This window comes from Cryobacterium flavum (genome assembly GCF_900103805.1).
GTDB classification, from domain to species: Bacteria; Actinomycetota; Actinomycetes; order Actinomycetales; family Microbacteriaceae; genus Cryobacterium; species Cryobacterium flavum.
Map to the genome: position 1 here is coordinate 57,438 of NZ_FNIB01000010.1, position 15,255 is coordinate 72,692.

Genomic DNA, 15,255 nt, shown 5'->3' on the forward strand with positions numbered 1-15,255 from the left:
TGCTCACCTTCCCGTGTGTGCCGTGATATTGCTGGTGAGTTTCAGGTAACCGAGCACGAACCCGATCCCCCAGCAGAAGTGAATGCAGGGTAAGACTACGAGAAAATTGAGGGACGCACGAAATCCGTCCGGCCGGGCAACTGCGAGCGTCGCAGCGACCACGATGAGCAGATACCCGGCGGGAACGATCAGGCCCAGCAGCAGCCACGGCGCCGCACCGAGGGCGGCCTGCACCACGCCGACGATGCCCAGGAGCAGTCCGAGTGCCACTCCCAGCACCATCGCCGGCGGCACGAAATAGCGGATGCCGTTGGCCGCCGGATACCGCCTGGCCAGCTCACCGCGCCAGAGCCCGGTCGAGAGCATCTGCCGGGCCAGCTGGGCCAGGGTCGGCCGCGGGCGATAGAGCACACGCAGTTTCGGGGTGAACCAGACCGTGCCGCCTGCTTCGCGGAGGCGACGGTTCAGGTCCCAGTCCTGGCCCCGTTTGACGCCCTCGTCGAACAGGCCGACGTTCAGGATGCTCTCGGTGCGAAAGCAGCCGAGGTACACCGTTTCGGCGACGCCTTCCGCCCCGCCAACGTGATGCGGTGTGCCACCGAGCCCGATCCGGGTGCCGTAAGCGCGGGCCACTGCGCGCTCGAATGCGCTGATGCCGCGGGCATCCATGATGCCGCCGACATTGTCTGCTCCGGTACGTACGAGGGTCTCGACGGCGATGCGGGCGTACTCAGGAGGCAGCACGGAGTGCGCGTCGACGCGGATGACCACCGCGTACTGGGAGGCACGGATGGCGATGTTCAGGCCGGCCGGAGTTGATCCGACCTCGTTGGCTACGACCCGAATGCGCGCGTCAACGGCGGCCATTTCCTCGACCAGTTCGGTCGTGCCGTCAATGCTCGGTCCGAGCGCCAGAGTGACTTCGAACGTTCCCTGGTAGTCCTGGGCGAGCAGGCTTTCGACGGCGGCTCGCACGTGCGTCGCCTCGTTGAGAACGGGCATCACATACGACACCCCGGGAAGAAGACCCGTACCACGTTGGTGCACCTGGCTGGCCAGCTTTCCGGTTATTGGGTAGGACGATCGAGCCTACCAGCCCACGAAATGGCCGTGCGCCCGGTGGTACGCACCCACTGACAAACACATCGCGCCGCCGGCGAGCCGGCGACGCGATGTGGGAAGGAACAGAAGCGAGCGGTTAGCTTGAGAGCTCGCCGACCGTGACCGAGACGGTGATCGACTTGCCGTCCCGCACGTAGGTGAGATCGGCGCTGCCGCCGGCCGGGAGCACCCGCACCTGCGCGGTGAGGTCGATCGAGTCCGTGATCGGCACACCGTTGAAGTTGGTGATGACATCGTCGGCGGCCAGACCGGCCTTGGCAGCGGCGCCACCGGAGGTGACCTCGCTGATGAGCGCACCAACCGTGCTGCTGGTCGAACTGGACGCGTCCTTCACGCTCGCACCGAGCAGGCCGTGGGTGGCCTTTCCGTTGGCGATGATCTCGTCGGAGATGCGCTTGGCGAAGTTCGACGGGATGGAGAACCCGACGCCGATGCTGCCGGCGGCCGACGAGGAGGTGGTGCTGCCGGCGCTCGCTATGGCCACGTTGATGCCGACCAGTTCACCGCTGCCGTTGAGCAACGCGCCGCCGGAGTTGCCGGGGTTGATGGCGGCATCCGTTTGAATCACCGGGAGCGCAATGCTGGCGGTGGCGGCCTGCGAGCCCTGCGACGGGGTGCCGTCCTGGTTCGGAAAGTCGAAGAAGAACGGGTTCTGGCTTTGGCCTTCGTCGGGCGTTGTGGTGTCTGGCGAGGTGGGGGCGGCCGAGCTCGCGACGGTGATGCTGCGATTCAAAGCGCTGACGATGCCGTCGGTGACCGTGCCGGAGAGGCCGAGCGGGGCGCCGATGGCGATGGCGCTGTCACCGACGTTGAGCTCGGAGGAATCGCCCCAGGTCATGGGAGTGAGACCGCTCGCGTCGGTCAGTTTGATCACGGCGAGGTCGGAAATGGGGTCGGTGCCGACCAGGGTCGCGGCGTAGAGCTTGCCGTCGTTGCTCTTGACCTCGATTTTCACATCGGAGGCTGCGCCGTCGAGGGTGACCACGTGGGTGTTGGTGAGCACGTAGCCGTCGTCGGTGAGAATGACGCCGGAGCCGGTTCCGCCCGCTGAACTGCTGGACACGTCGATGGTCACGACGCTCGGCGAGGCCTTGGCCGCGACGGCGGTGATCTGGTTGACGCTCTTGGTGTTGTTCACCACGACGTTGCTCGGGCCGGAGGCCTGGCTGACGGGTACACCGTTGTTCTGGCCGTTCATCATGAGGGCGGTAATGCCGGCGCCGGACGAACCGCCGACGAGCGCACCAATGGCGAGGGCCGCGATCAGCGCGACACTACCCTTGCGGCGACCGGATTCCTTGGTCTTAGCGGCGAAGGGCTGGCTGGGATAGGCATCCGTCGGGTAGGAGTCTGCTGTCGCATAGGCCTGGGGTACGGCGTTCGGGGCGTAGGCGGAGGACGACGCTGTCGGGGTCTCGATCGGGCGACCGAAGGCATCCGTCGGGTCGGAATCCGTGGGGTAGGCAACCGTTTGGTTGGCGGCGGGAGAGCTGTCAGCGGGGACGTTGTCTGCGGGCCGGTTCTCGGCGGATGCGTTCACGACGGGCTCCGGTGAAACGGATGCTGCCGGCTGGCTCGGTGCTGCAACGACCGGTACGGCGTTCGATGGCGGCGCAGTAGGGGCCGAGGGCGCGGCCGGTACGTCGGTCGGTGGCACCGTCGGTGGTGTGCTGGGCGGGGTAGCCTCGCCGGAATCATTCACTTCAAAAGCGGCGGCATCATCGGACCTGTCGGGGGTGGTGCCGGAATCATTGGTGTTGTCAGTCATCGGGTGCTCCTTCCAAGCGTTGCCAGCTTTGCGCCCAAACCTGAACGTTCGATATGTACACACTGAGAGCATTCAATGATCAAGCCGAGACGTTGCCGAGGCGATAGTTTGGAAACCATGCAGCACTCTTCACGGGTCGAACCAGCCCTGACCATTTCCGGCGCCTGGCAACGCACAGCCAGAGGTGCCGGACTTCTCGCCGCGGACGGCAGCGTTGCGGCGAGCATCTTCGCCGAGATGAGCGCTCTCGCCGCGCGCACCGGTGCGATCAACCTCGGACAGGGCTTTCCTGATGAAGACGGGCCGGCCGTGGTGCTCGAGGCGGCCCGCCAAGCGATCAGCGACGGAGTGAACCAGTACCCGCCGGGCCGAGGCCAGCCGATTCTGCTCGAGGCGATCGCCCGGCACCAGCAGCGGTTCTACGGACTGACTCTCGACGCGGGAAGCGAAATCCTGGCGACTGCGGGAGCGACCGAGGCTCTCGCCGCGACGATTCTGGCACTGATCGAGCCCGGAGACGAGGTCGTCACCTTTGAGCCCTTTTACGACGCGTATGGCGGTCTGATCGGCTTGGGCGGAGGCATCCATCGCACCGTGCCGCTGCGTGCCCCCGATTTTCAGCCGGACCTGGACGCGCTGCGGGACGCGGTCACCGACCGCACCCGGCTGATCATCGTGAACGATCCGCACAATCCCACCGGAGCGGTCTTTCCCCGCGAAACGCTCGAGCTGATCGTGGAGCTCGCCAACCAGCACAACGCACTCGTGGTCACCGATGAGGTCTACGAACACCTGACCTTTGGCGCGCCGCACATCCCGATCGCGACCCTGCCGGGAGCGTGGGAACGCACGGTCACCATCTCCTCGGGCGGCAAGACGTTCAGCCTCACCGGCTGGAAGGTGGGCTGGCTGAGTGCGCCGGCCGCCATCGTCACGGCGATTCTCGCGGTCAAGCAGTTTCTCACCTACGTGAACGCGGCGCCGTTCCAGCCGGCGATCGCCGTGGGGCTCGGCCTGCCCGATGCGTACTTCGATGGAATCGCCGCCGATATGAAGGCCAAACGTGATGTGCTGGCGCCCGGTTTGCGGGCGGCCGGTTTTGAAATCAGTGTGCCGCAGGGCTCGTATTTCATCGTGGCGGATGCGACACCGCTCGGCTTCACCGATGGCACCGAGCTGTGCCGAAAGCTGCCCGGGCTGGCCGGGGTGGTCGCGGTGCCGATAGCCGCGTTCTGCTCCCCCGGCAACCGGGCCGAGTACGCGCCCCTGGTGCGTTTCGCTTACTGCAAGAAGGAGCCCCTGCTCGAGCAGGCCTCGGCCCAGCTGGCGGCCCTCTCCCGTTCATAACTCCTGCAATTTCTGCGACACCGGGTTCTGAACGCCGCAATGACACGGAACTTTCGCTGACGGCATAGGAATTGCAGGAGTTATGCACCCCAGCGCATGAGTGGGGGTGACGCGGGGTTACGACGCTAGAGCGGGGTAGTCGGTGTAGCCCTCGGCACCGTCGGCGTAGTAGGTGAGCGGGTTGGGGTCGTTCACGGGAAGGTCGTTCTGCCAGCGATGCACCAGGTCGGGGTTCGCGATGGCGGCGCGCCCCACGACCACAGCGTCGGCCACGTCGTCCCGCACCAGGGCCAGGGCTTCGTCGCGCGCGGTGATGGCGCCGAATCCGCTGTTGACCAGGAACACGCCGCCGAAGCGGATGCGCAGGTTCTGCACGAATTCTCCGCGCGGGTCGGCGTGCAGCACGCTGAGGTAGGCCAGGCCGAGCGGAGCCAGACCGTCGACGAGGGCACCATAGGTGGCCGCGAGGTCGGTGGCATCCGTTTCGAGCGCGTCCTGAATGTTGTGTTCCGGTGAGATGCGGAGGCCCACCTTGTCGGCGCCGATCGCCGCGGCGACGGCGGTCACGACATCGATGACGAACCTGGCGCGTCGTTCGGGTGAACCGCCCCAGGAGTCGTCGCGCACGTTGGAGGCCGGTGACAAGAACTCGTGCAGCAGGTAGCCGTTGGCGCCGTGCAGTTCAACGCCGTCGAATCCGGCCGCGATGGCGTTCTGCGAGGCGAGCACGAACTCGGCGATGATGCCGGGCAGTTCCTCGGCCGTCAGCGCGTGCGGCACCGGGTAAGCCTGCTTGCCGTCGTAGGTGCGGGTGGTGCCATTGATGGCGATGGCGCTCGGCGCGACGACGGGGAAGCCGCCGTTCGTGGCCTCGTGAGTGACCCGGCCGGCGTGCATGACCTGGGCGACGATGCGACCGCCGGCGGCGTGCACCGAGTCGGTGACGGCTTTCCAGCCGGCCAACTGTTCCGGCTCGACCAGCCCGGGCTGGCCGGGGAAGCCCTGGCCGGCGTGGCTCGGGTAGGTGCCCTCACTCACGATCAGGCCGAGCGAGGCGCGCTGCGTGTAGTGCAGGGCGACCAGGTCTCCGGGCACACCGGACTGGCCGGAGCGGATGCGGGTCAGCGGCGCCATAACGAGACGGTTGGGGAGTTCGAGGTCGCCCAGGTTCAGCGGAGAAAAGAGATTCACGGGCACTTCTTTCACAATCAGCCGGCAATCAGACCGGACACGTTCGTTGGGGGCACTAGGTGGATCCTGGGTGCCCGTAGGCAGCAACGGGCCACAGGCGCGCGATATTCCTGCCTGTCAATTGGCTGGACGGCCGCGTGCAGTTGGATGGCCAGGCGGGCAATCCGGTTGGTCTGCGGCACCGAACTACCACCATGAGCATCTTGATGTCCCGACCAGCGATCCGAAACCACGCCGTGTCACCGCTCTGCGCTCTGGACTCACCGAAGCCCGGTCCGCGCCCCGGCCCCCACGTTCCCGCCCGGCCAAAACCGGCACCACCGGCCACCGCGCTGGGCTACAGCCCGTTCCCGCTCGACTCGGATGCCCGCCACTTCGGCCTCACCACGAGTTCCATGCGGCTTAGGGGCGGAACGGTCACGGTACGGCACGGACGCCGCAGCGCGAGTACGACCGCGACCATCCTGCTGCACGGCGCCGCCGGGTCATGGACCACCTGGACACCCCTGCTTCAGGCCGCCGATGCGACCGCCCGCGACCTGACCGATCTCATCATCCCCGACCTGCCGGGGTGGGGTGACTCGCCACTTCCGGCCGACCGTTCGACGCTCGGCCTCGAGTCGATGGCCGAGCTGGTCGCCGACCTGGCGCGCTCCCTCGGCTACGAACGCTGGAACGTTGTGGGTCACTCCATGGGCGGGTTCATCGCACTGGCGCTGGCGGCGAGCGAAACGCGCGCCACGGCATCCGTCGGCCTGGTCTCGGCCACCTCGTTTTCGGTCCAGGACAGCGTTCGGCACCCAGTTCGCCGGTTCTTTGCGCTGCCTGCTTTCTCAGCGCTGTTCCAGACCATGCGGATGCTGCAACTCGCTGGCCCGCTCGGCCGCGACCTGGTACGGGCGGTCACGCGCTTCGGCCTGCTGCGCTTCCTGGTGGCTCCACTGTTTCGGTACGGCCAAGCCGTCGATGCAAGCGTGGTCGCCGCCCTCGGCGCCGAGATGCGGCCGGCCGGTTTCGTGCTGGCGGCGACCCGTGCCGGCGCCTACGACGCCTCCGCAAGCTGGGCGCAGATCAGCTGCCCGGTGCGCTCCGTGCACGGCGACCGAGACGTGTTCGTCACGGCCCAGGACGACCGAAAGCTCCGTTCGGTCGTGCCGCAGTGCGTGATCAGCACGATCGCCAGCGCCGGGCATTTCGGTCAGATCGAGCGCCCGCTCGAGGTGCTGCTGCGGCTCGAATTCGCGGCCCCACTACCGATCGTATCGACTTCGAGTCAGCTGGGCACTTCCTGAAAACCTTGCATTTACCCCCCAAACGGAGGACGGTTATTAGCAGTGCCCGGTTCAATTCCAAAGTGCATTCTTCGCTTTCATTCGTTCCGGCTCCCGGCTCTCAGTGAGCGCAACCGATCGCAGCGAAATGGAAGTGGCAATCATGGGTTCTCTCACGTACGACCGTGTCGTCGTGGAATTCGAAGATCGCATGCTGGCACACCTGCAGCTCGTAATCATTCAAAAGCTTCGCCGCGGCGAAAGTTTTCTGTTGTCCTGGCGTGATGCCGCCGTCGTCGGCGACGGCCGCAGCTCTGCCTGGCTGCACCCGGCGATTCCGCTCTATTTCAAGTTTGCCGGCGGCCACGCACCGAGCATCAACCCGAACTGGGTCGCCCAGCTGACCCGCTCGGCCAACAGCTCGCAGGGGCTCGTGGTAACCGCGGAAGAAAGCGCCGCCGTTGACACCAATGCGACCCCGAAGCTAGAACCGGCCATCGGCATTCGAGCGGCCGCGCAGACCCGCGCGACCAAGGCCAGCGTCACCGAACGCTGATTCTCATAGGTGCCGCTTCGCGCGGCACGACGGTGAAGCGTCGGAGTGCGAGGGCCGGATTGATAGCGCGCACGGCGGTGACTCTGGCCGGTGTGAGGTACGCGACGGCGACATCCGCTGCCTCGCCGAGGCTGACCAGCGCAACGCCCATCGGGTCAATGATGAGGCTGGTACCAACGCCGATCGGCGGGGTCTGATCGGCGGCCGCCACAAAAACGGTGTTCTCCAGCGCCCGGGCCGTCAGCAGGGTACGCCAGTGGTGTTCTTTGAGCGGGCCACGCACCCACTCCGACGGCACGAGCACGAGGGTGACTCCCGCGTCGACGAGTCGACGCGTGACCTCGGGAAAGCGGATGTCGTAGCAGGTCTGCAGCCCCACCCGCAGGCCGCCGACATCGAAGGTCTCGGGGTCGGTCACGGTGCCGGGCAGCACCCACTCCGATTCACGGTCGCCGAACGCGTCGTACAGGTGCAGCTTGCGGTAGGTCGCCACGAGGTGCCCGGTGTCATCGAGAGTGACGAGCGTGTTCGAGAACCTGGCCGGGTCCACGGTCGTTTCGAGCATGCCGGCCACGATGTGGATGCCGAGTTCGGCGGCGAGCGCGGCCAGCGCGGTCACGAATTCTCCGTCGAGCGGTTCGGCGGCCGCCACAAACGACGGTCCGAGTTTCGGTTCGAAGAATGCCGAGTACTCGGGAAAAACGACGAGCTGGGCGCCACGACCGGCGGCCGTTTCGGCCAGCTGCCGCATGGTGCCGAGGTTAAGCGCCCGATCTGGCCCAGGGGCGAACTGGGCAACGGCCACGCCGACCGCATCGGAATCGATCGTTGCGGATTCATGCGTTGCGGCGCCTGGAGTCATGGCGAAAGCCTAGCTGGCCGCTCGATCAGCATGCCGATACCGATGCCAACCGGCGAAAGGTTTGATCTTCGCAGTCAACTGAGGGGTTATCGAAGGCTCCCGTTAACATTTGCTGGGTAAGTTCATAGGGTGACTTCCGTTATCGCTCCGCATCTCGTGGCCCCTCCGGTGCCCGGACGACGCCTGTGGCGACGGCTTTCACCCGCCTGGTCGGCGGGTCTCGTGGGCCTCGTGACCTTTTTGGTATCGTTCGCCTGGTCCTGGCAGCCGTCGTATTGGGGCGATGAGGCGGCCAGCGTCATGTCGGCCGAACGATCGCTCCCCTCGCTGTTCGGCATGCTCGAGAACGTCGATGCCGTGCACGGCCTCTACTACCTGTTTCTGCACGGCTGGATCGACCTGTTCGGTGCGTCCGAGCTCGCCACCCGGCTGCCGAGCGCGATCGCGATCGGCGTCGCGGCTGCGGGAACGGTGGTTCTGGCGCGATTCTTCATGGGGTCTCGGGTTGCCATCGCCGGCGGACTGGTCTTCGCGATCATTCCGCGGGTGACCTATATGGGCTCCGAGGCGCGATCCACCGCCATCGCCACGGCCATCGGGGTCTGGCTGACCGTGCTTCTCGTGCACGCTGTCCGAAGCAGCGCCGGGAGTCGGCGCCGGCAGATCCTGCTCTGGGGTTCCTATTCCGTGCTGCTCGCGCTCGGCATCTACGTCTTCCTGTTCCTGGCGCTGCTGCTGCCGGTACACGCGGTGGCGGTCCTCGTTCTTGGCGGCCGGCATCCGCTGTGGCGCAGCGTTTTCTTCTGGGTCGGCGCCAGCGCGATCGGGCTGCTGCTGGCCGCCCCGATAGTGCTGGCGGGCTCAGCGCAGCGGGAACAAATCGCGTTCATCGGCCGACGACCCCAGGTCAGCGTGAGCGAAGCGGCCGTCATGCAGTGGTTCGACACCATTCCGGTGGCGATCATGGCCTGGTCGCTCATTCTCGTGGCTGTGATCGCGGTATTCCTGCGCCGCCCCGGCAGGCCTCTTTCGGCCGGCCTGCCGCGCCGCACGGGACTGACGATTTTTCTGGCCTGGATGCTGGTGCCGAGCGCGATTCTGCTCATCGGCACCCACCTGATCGCGCCGATGTATTCGTTGCGCTACCTCTCGCTCTGCGCTCCGGCGGTGGGCATTGTGATCGCCGTGGGCGTGGCGGCACTGGCCAGCAATTGGTTGCGCGTCGCGAGTGTCCTGGCCCTCGTGGCCGTGATCGTGCCCGCCTATGCGGTGCAACGCGGTGACTACGGCAAGAATGAGGGCAGTGACTGGCGCCAGGCAGCCGACATCATCGCCGCCCGGGCAACGCCGGACGACGGCGTGGTCTTCGACCAGAGCGTGCGCCCGTCACGCCTGCCCCGGCTAGCTATGCATCTCTACCCCAACGCTTTCGCCGGACTGCGCGACGTGACCCTGACCCGCCCGTACGCTGACACGACCTGGCTGTGGGACGAGGTCGCACCTCTGACCGACGTGCTGCCGAGCGTAGTGAACCTCAACACGGTGTGGCTGCTGCAATACTCGGGGAGTGCAGATTCGCGGAAAGAAACGGATGTCCACACGCTTCAACTCCAGGGTTTCCGCGTCGCCGACACGACACTGGTCAACCGCACCCGCATCATCGAAATGACGAGGTAACGTCGTGCCCACCACCACCAACACGCTGGTACTCGTACCGACCTATAACGAGGCCGAAAACATCGCCTCGATCGTGGATCGACTGCGCTCCAGTGTGCCCGAGGTGCACATTTTGGTCGTCGACGACGCTTCGCCCGACGGCACCGGCACCCTCGCCGACGCGATCGCGGCTCGGGATTCCAGCGTTCACGTGCTGCACCGCACCGAGAAGACCGGCCTCGGCGCGGCGTACCTCGACGGCTTCGGCTGGGGCCTCGGCCGCGGCTATACCCGGTTGGTGCAGCTCGACGCGGACGGCTCCCACCTGCCGGAGCAACTCGCCACGCTGCTCGATGCCGCCGTCACGGCTGACGTCGTGATGGGCTCACGCTGGGTTCCCGGCGGGGCCATCGAGAATTGGCCCTGGCACCGGCGCGCACTCTCCCGCGGCGGCTCCTGGTATTCCCGTCTGCTGCTGCGGCTGCCGCAGCGCGACGCCACCGGCGGTTACCGGGTTTACTCGGCCAGGGCACTCGAGCGTATGGACCTCTCGAGCGTCGACAGCCTCGGCTACTGCTTTCAGATTGAGATGCTGCTGCACGCGGTGCGCGCCAACCTGCGCGTCGTCGAGGTGCCGATCACCTTCGTCGAGCGGGTACGCGGATCGTCGAAGATGAGTCCACGCATCGCCATTGAGGCGATGGCTCGGGTCACTCTGTGGGGCGTGACCGGAATGGGCATCAGCCGGTCCGGCGCGCGGGAGGCCGCCGCGGCCGCACGCGGAGCCTGAATCGGAAACATTTCGGGTGTTTGAGTCAATTTGACTATATGATGGATCCAGCAGTTAAAGTCACACTGACCTTTACGACTGGATCCCCGTGCTGGAGCACCACCTGACCGAGAAGAGCCTGCTGGAACGCGGCAGCGCGCAGGCGACCCTGGCGGTTTCGACCGTGATCTTCGCCCTGCGCCCCGACGACGAGTCGGGCCTGAAGACACTCTGGCTCCCGCTCGTGCGCCGCACCCGCGACCCGCACCGAGATCTCTGGGCGCTGCCCGGCGGATGGCTGCCGGCCGACGAAGAGCTCGCAGCCGCTGCCGGTCGCACCCTGCGCGAAACCACGGACCTGTCGCCGCGCTACCTGGAGCAGTTGTACACGTTCGGCGATATCGACCGCTCCCCCGGCCTTCGCGTGGTCTCCGTCGTGTACTGGGCGCTGGTGCGTTCGGAGGTCGCGGAGCGAGCATCCGTTGGTGAAAACGTTCGTTGGTTTGCCGCGGACCAGCTGCCGCCGCTGGCGTTCGACCACAACCGCATCGTGGAATACGCCCTCTGGCGGCTGCGCACGAAGGTCGAATACGCCCGCATCGCGCACGCCTTTCTCGGCGACACTTTCACCCTCGCCCAGCTGCGCGACGTGCACGAGGCCGTGCTTCAGAAGGCGCTCGACCCGGCCAACTTTCGTCGCTCGATGGAGTCGAGCGGCACCCTGATCAGCACCGATCAGCACGTGGCGGGTGCCCGCCACCGGCCCGCACGGCTTTACCGGTACGACGATCGGGCCAACGAGCACGACCCGCCGGGACCAACCCGCTAACTCCCCCCACCCCTCTTCATTCTCAAGGAGCACGACCATGACTATTCCTTCGGTCGAGACCACCATTCGTCTCATCGGCACCGGCAAAGCCGCCGGCAGCACGTGCAGTCCCGATCTGGCGACTGCGCCGTGGGAATTCGACGCCGGCACCCCCGGTTACGGCCCCGGCTCCTCGATGGGCGACGTGATTCCGGCCGGATCCCCCCGTCAGGGCGCCCTGCCGGAGCGCTACCGCACCGCCTCACCCGAGGAACTCAGCGCCCGCATCGTCGAGGCCAAGAACGTGCTCGGCGACTCGGTCGTGATTCTCGGCCATTTCTACCAGCGCGATGAGGTGCTGCGGCACGCCGATTTTGTGGGCGACAGCTTTCAGCTCGCCCAGGCCACGCAGAGCCGCCCCGACGCGGCCGCGATCGTATTCTGCGGCGTGCACTTCATGGCTGAAACCGCCGACCTACTCTCCGGGCCCGATCAGGCCGTGATTCTGCCGAACCTGGCTGCCGGCTGCTCCATGGCAGACATGGCCGACATCGACTCGGTCACCGAGTGCTGGGAACAGCTCGAGGAGCTGTACGGCATCGGGGCGGATGCCTCCGGCCGGGTTCCGGTGATTCCGGTCACCTACATGAATTCCTCCGCCGCGCTCAAGGGCTTCTGCGGCGAGCACGGCGGCATCGTCTGCACCTCGTCGAACGCCAAGACCGTGCTGGAGTGGGCGTTCGAGCGCGGCCAGCGCGTTTTGTTCTTCCCCGACCAGCACCTCGGTCGCAACACCGCCAAGGCCATGGGCGTGCCCCTGGAGCAGATGCCGATGTGGAACCCGACCAAACCGCTCGGCGGCAACACGGCTGCCGAACTCGACGAAGCCCGGGTCGTGCTCTGGCACGGTTTCTGCAGCGTGCACCGCCGCTTCACCGTGCCGCAGATCGACGCCGCCCGCGCCGATCACCCCGGCGTGCGGGTCTTGGTGCACCCGGAATGCCCGATGGCGGTCGTCGACGCTGCCGACTCGGCCGGTTCCACCGACTTCATCGCGAAAGCCATCGCCGCGGCCCCCGCCGGCACGACCTTCGCGATCGGCACCGAGATCAACCTCGTGAACCGGCTGGCTGCCCAGCACCCCGAGCACGAGATTTTCTGCCTCGACCCGGTGATCTGCCCCTGCTCCACCATGTACCGCATCCACGCCGGCTACCTGGCCTGGGTGCTCGAAGCGCTCGTCGGCGGCGGCGAGGCACCGGGCGAAGTTCTCAACCAGATCACGGTGGCCTCCGATGTCGCCGGTAACGCCCGGGTGGCCCTCGAGCGGATGCTGGCGGCCCGGCCGCCGGTTCTGGTCGGCGCCTGATGTCATCCGTTCTCGTCATCGGGAGCGGCCTCGGCGGCCTGCTGGCCGCTGTGCGCGCAGCGGATGCCGGGCACCGCGTGGTGCTCGTCACCAAGTCGGTGCTGCCGGAGAGTAATACCCGGTACGCGCAAGGCGGCATCGCCGCTGCCCTGTTTCGTGACGACTCGGTGGACGCCCACGCGCTCGACACGCTGCGCGCCGGCGCCGGACTGTGCGACCCGGCTGCGGTGCGAGTGCTCTGCGAAGAGGGACCGGCGCGGGTGCGCGACCTCATTCGGTTCGGCGTGGACTTCGACCGCGACGAATCCGGGGTGGCTCGCGGACTGGAAGCTGCACACTCGCGCTCCCGGGTCGTGCACGCCGGCGGTGACGCCACCGGCGCCGCGGTCGAAGCGGCGCTCGTCGCGACCGTTCGGCGCCGGGCCGCGATCGAGGTATGGGAACACACCATGCTGGTCGACCTGCTGGTCGACGACGCCGGCGCAGCGAGCGGCGCCCGGGTACTCGGCCCCGACGGCGTGCAGCGCTCGCTCGAAGCCGACGCCGTGATTCTCGCCACCGGCGGTGCCGGCGCCCTCTATACGCACACCACCAACCCCGCGGTCGCCACCGGGGACGGCGTGGCGGCGGCGTGGCGGGCCGGGGCATCCGTTACCGATCTGGAGTTCTACCAGTTTCACCCCACCGCCCTCGCGGTGCCCGGCACGCCGCTCGTCTCGGAGGCGGTGCGCGGTGAAGGCGCCGTGCTCAGAAATCAGCTCGGCGAGCGCTTCATGCTGGCCGAGCACCCCGACGCCGAACTCGCCCCACGCGACGTCGTCGCCCGGGCCATCGCCCGCCAGATGGAACGGCAGGGCGGCGCCCCGGTGTTGTTCGACGCGACCGCGCTCGGCCGCGAGCTGCTCGAAAACCGGTTCCCCACTATCACTGCCGCCTGCCGTGCCGCGGGCCTGGACTGGGCGGTCGAAGCCATTCCGGTGGCCCCGGCCGCGCACTACTGGATGGGCGGCGTCGAAACGGATACCTGGGCTCGCACCACCCGGCCCGGCCTGTTCGCCGTCGGCGAGGTTGCCCGCACCGGGGCGCACGGTGCCAACCGGCTCGCCTCCAACTCGCTGCTCGAGGCCGCCGTCTTCGCCGACCGCGCGGTGCGCGCGCTGGACCAGTCCTGGCCCACCGGCTCGGAAGGTCACGCCCACTCGCCGGTCTCTGCCTTCTCACACCATTTCGACAAGGCGATCCGCTCTGCGGATCTCTCCCACCCGTCGGTCGAGCCCGTCGAGACCGCCATAGGATCACCGTCAGCCGATCGAGCAACGCTGGTCGACCGCACAACACTCCAGCAACTCCTCTGGCACTCCGCCGGGGTCCACCGCTCCGGCGCCGGCCTGGCCGCAGCCGCCGCCAACCTCGCCGAGTGGACAGCCCCCGACCCCGCCAGCACCGCGGTCGCCGCCCTCGAAGACCGCAACCTGCTCGACCTTGGCCGCCTGCTCGTGACCGCCGCCCTCGCCCGCGAGGAGTCGCGCGGCGCGCACTACCGCTCCGACTTCGCCGAGACCCGGCCCGAATTGGCCCGCTCAGTCTCGCAAGCACGCAGCTCCCAGTCACGCCCGCAATCACTCGAACTCGTTCCGGCCCAGGAGGCCATCGCATGCTAAGCAATCACTCCATCAACGTTGTCGTGCAAGCCGCCCTCGACGAAGACGCCCCCTGGGGCGACCTCACCTCGGCCGTGCTCATCCCCGAGGATGCCGTCGCGACGGCCAGGCTCGAAGCCCGCGAACCCGGCGTGTACAGCGGCAGTGCCGTGTTCACCGCCGCCTTCGCCCTCACCGACCCCCGCATCGAGGTACGCCAGTTCGTCGCCGACGGTGACCACTTCGTCGCCGGCGCCACGCTGGCCGAGGTGACCGGCCCGGCCCGCGGCATCCTGCAGGCTGAACGTATCGGGCTCAACTTCGTGCAGCGGATGAGCGGAATCGCCACCCTGACCGCCCGGTACGTCGCCGAGACGGCCGGCACCAAGGCCCGCATCGTCGACACCCGCAAGACCACGCCGGGCCTCCGCGCCCTGGAACGCGCGGCCGTGCGCGACGGCGGCGGCCACAACCACCGGTTCAGCCTGTCCGACACGGTGATGGCCAAGGACAACCACCTCGCCATCCTCGCCGCCGGGCCGCTCGGCCTCACCGAGGCACTGCGTGCCGTTCGCGCTCGTCTCTCGCACACCACCCACTTCGAGGTAGAGGTCGACCGGCTGGACCAGATCGAAGGCGTGCTCGCTGCGGGCATCGACACGATCATGCTCGACAATTTCAGCCCGGAAGACCTGCGTACGGGCGTGCAGCAGGTCGCCGGTCGCGCCATCGTCGAAGCCAGCGGCGGAGTATCGCTCGAGACCGTACGCGACATTGCGGCATCCGGTGTCGATGTCATCTCGGTCGGAGCACTCACGCACAGCGTGCACTCGCTCGACCTCGGCCTCGACGTGGCCATTCGGGTGAACACGCCGGCTGGGTTTGCTCTCTGACCC

Annotated in this window: 13 protein-coding genes; 9 read left to right on the forward strand and 4 right to left on the reverse strand. The window is 67.4% G+C overall.

Annotated features, from left to right (window positions below):
- Positions 1-3: 3 nt before the first annotated feature.
- The gene (locus BLS91_RS14675; RefSeq protein ID WP_369827299.1) at positions 4-1,059 is read right to left on the reverse strand and encodes a glycosyltransferase family 2 protein; all 1,056 of its coding nucleotides are present in this window, start codon (positions 1,057-1,059) and stop codon (positions 4-6) included.
- A 139-nt stretch (positions 1,060-1,198) separates the two neighbouring features.
- Positions 1,199-2,890, reverse strand: a complete 1,692-nt coding sequence (locus BLS91_RS14680; protein WP_092341501.1) for a S1C family serine protease — start codon at positions 2,888-2,890, stop codon at positions 1,199-1,201.
- A 147-nt stretch (positions 2,891-3,037) separates the two neighbouring features.
- Here BLS91_RS14680 and BLS91_RS14685 point away from each other — a divergent pair, with 147 nt between their 5' ends.
- Entirely contained in the window at positions 3,038-4,237 is a 1,200-nt protein-coding gene (locus BLS91_RS14685; RefSeq protein ID WP_092341544.1) for an aminotransferase class I/II-fold pyridoxal phosphate-dependent enzyme, read from the forward strand.
- Positions 4,238-4,354: 117 nt separating this feature from the next.
- Here BLS91_RS14685 and BLS91_RS14690 read toward each other — a convergent pair whose 3' ends face one another.
- Complete coding sequence (locus tag BLS91_RS14690; protein ID WP_092341502.1) at positions 4,355-5,428, reverse strand: alkene reductase; 1,074 nt, start codon at positions 5,426-5,428, stop codon at positions 4,355-4,357.
- 194 nt (positions 5,429-5,622) lie between these two features.
- Here BLS91_RS14690 and BLS91_RS14695 point away from each other — a divergent pair, with 194 nt between their 5' ends.
- Both BLS91_RS14695 and BLS91_RS14700 read left to right on the forward strand, forming a co-directional pair.
- Complete coding sequence (locus BLS91_RS14695; RefSeq protein WP_134505246.1) at positions 5,623-6,720, forward strand: alpha/beta fold hydrolase; 1,098 nt, start codon at positions 5,623-5,625, stop codon at positions 6,718-6,720.
- A gap of 142 nt (positions 6,721-6,862) precedes the next feature.
- Positions 6,863-7,255, forward strand: a complete 393-nt coding sequence (locus tag BLS91_RS14700) for a DUF7882 family protein (protein ID WP_241983101.1) — start codon at positions 6,863-6,865, stop codon at positions 7,253-7,255.
- Here the strand turns inward: BLS91_RS14700 and BLS91_RS14705 are convergent.
- Positions 7,242-8,117 carry a carbon-nitrogen hydrolase family protein gene (locus tag BLS91_RS14705; protein WP_092341504.1) on the reverse strand — a complete coding sequence of 292 codons (876 nt, stop codon included), beginning with the start codon at positions 8,115-8,117 and terminating at the stop codon, positions 7,242-7,244. The two genes, BLS91_RS14700 and BLS91_RS14705, sit on opposite strands and share 14 nt — an antisense overlap.
- Before the next feature lie 129 nt (positions 8,118-8,246).
- Between BLS91_RS14705 and BLS91_RS14710 the strand changes: the two genes are divergently transcribed.
- From BLS91_RS14710 to nadC, 6 genes are all read left to right on the forward strand, one after another.
- The gene (locus BLS91_RS14710) at positions 8,247-9,794 is read left to right on the forward strand and encodes a glycosyltransferase family 39 protein (RefSeq protein ID WP_134505247.1); all 1,548 of its coding nucleotides are present in this window, start codon (positions 8,247-8,249) and stop codon (positions 9,792-9,794) included.
- A gap of 4 nt (positions 9,795-9,798) precedes the next feature.
- Positions 9,799-10,563 carry a polyprenol monophosphomannose synthase gene (locus BLS91_RS14715; RefSeq protein ID WP_198412786.1) on the forward strand — a complete coding sequence of 255 codons (765 nt, stop codon included), beginning with the start codon at positions 9,799-9,801 and terminating at the stop codon, positions 10,561-10,563.
- A 91-nt stretch (positions 10,564-10,654) separates the two neighbouring features.
- On the forward strand, positions 10,655-11,371 hold the full coding sequence (locus BLS91_RS14720; protein ID WP_369827300.1) for an NUDIX hydrolase: 717 nt from the start codon (positions 10,655-10,657) through the stop codon (positions 11,369-11,371).
- Between the two features lie 37 nt (positions 11,372-11,408).
- Positions 11,409-12,719: a quinolinate synthase NadA gene (gene nadA / locus BLS91_RS14725; RefSeq protein ID WP_092341506.1), complete on the forward strand. Its 1,311-nt coding sequence runs from the start codon at positions 11,409-11,411 to the stop codon at positions 12,717-12,719.
- Positions 12,719-14,380 (forward strand): L-aspartate oxidase, encoded by a 1,662-nt coding sequence (gene nadB, locus BLS91_RS14730; RefSeq protein WP_092341507.1) that lies wholly within the window; start codon positions 12,719-12,721, stop codon positions 14,378-14,380. The genes nadA and nadB overlap by 1 nt, the downstream gene beginning before the upstream one ends.
- On the forward strand, positions 14,374-15,252 hold the full coding sequence (nadC, locus tag BLS91_RS14735; RefSeq protein ID WP_092341508.1) for a carboxylating nicotinate-nucleotide diphosphorylase: 879 nt from the start codon (positions 14,374-14,376) through the stop codon (positions 15,250-15,252). Before nadB ends, nadC begins: the two co-directional genes overlap by 7 nt.
- Positions 15,253-15,255: the final 3 nt, after the last annotated feature.

Bases quoted from the DNA above. Each gene is read 5' to 3' on its own strand.
- BLS91_RS14695 (WP_134505246.1), top strand. From the start codon at position 5,623: ATGAGCATCTTGATGTCCCGACCAGCGATCCGAAACCACGCCGTGTCA.
- BLS91_RS14705 (WP_092341504.1), bottom strand. From the start codon at position 8,117: ATGACTCCAGGCGCCGCAACGCATGAATCCGCAACGATCGATTCCGAT.
- nadC (WP_092341508.1), top strand. From the start codon at position 14,374: ATGCTAAGCAATCACTCCATCAACGTTGTCGTGCAAGCCGCCCTCGAC.
- BLS91_RS14700 (WP_241983101.1), top strand. From the start codon at position 6,863: ATGGGTTCTCTCACGTACGACCGTGTCGTCGTGGAATTCGAAGATCGC.
- nadB (WP_092341507.1), top strand. From the start codon at position 12,719: ATGTCATCCGTTCTCGTCATCGGGAGCGGCCTCGGCGGCCTGCTGGCC.
- nadA (WP_092341506.1), top strand. From the start codon at position 11,409: ATGACTATTCCTTCGGTCGAGACCACCATTCGTCTCATCGGCACCGGC.
- BLS91_RS14680 (WP_092341501.1), bottom strand. From the start codon at position 2,890: ATGACTGACAACACCAATGATTCCGGCACCACCCCCGACAGGTCCGAT.